General features: G+C 59.4%; 2 protein-coding genes. One reads left to right on the plus strand and one right to left on the minus strand.

Translation table 11 applies throughout. The annotated features are described in order from the left end of the window. Positions 1–244: outer membrane protein assembly factor BamE (locus AC1D1Y_RS26320; RefSeq protein WP_477684941.1), on the minus strand; the 244-nt coding region annotated here is incomplete at its 3' end. Positions 245–327: 83 nt separating this feature from the next. Here AC1D1Y_RS26320 and AC1D1Y_RS26325 point away from each other — a divergent pair. Then, positions 328–478, plus strand: a 151-nt coding sequence (locus AC1D1Y_RS26325) for a transcriptional repressor (protein ID WP_477684942.1), incomplete at its 3' end; no start/stop codon positions are given.

Below are 478 nucleotides of genomic sequence, written 5' to 3' on the forward strand. Positions count from 1 at the left end.
GGAACACGCTGGTCAGCAACGAGGTACCCAACACATCCTGCACCATGGCGCGCGGCATACCGGGACGCAGTACGGCCACCTGTTCACGCGTGACCACGTTACCTTGCACGATATCAATCTTGTACGGCGAGATCGCCTGCACAGCCTTGCTGCCCGCACCATTGAAGGAGCCACACCCGGTCAAGGCCAGCAGGATCAGGGCGACCCAAGAAGAAGCAACACCGCGGCACAGGTTATGGAGCATGGAAAGTAAGGGGCGATATGATCGTGCGATTGTAGCGGTTGGCCCTTGCCAGCCGGACTGGCCCCAGCGCTGGAAAGATGCCCATGAGCAACATCGATGAACTGAAAAATACGGGACTGAAAGCGACCGTACCGCGCCTGAAAATTCTGGAAGTCTTCCAGCGTGGCACGCAACGCCACATGACGGCCGAAGATGTGTTCCGCGTGCTGCTGCAAGAGCGCTCGGACGTGGGCC

The organism is Polaromonas sp. P1_G1 (assembly GCF_056405595.1).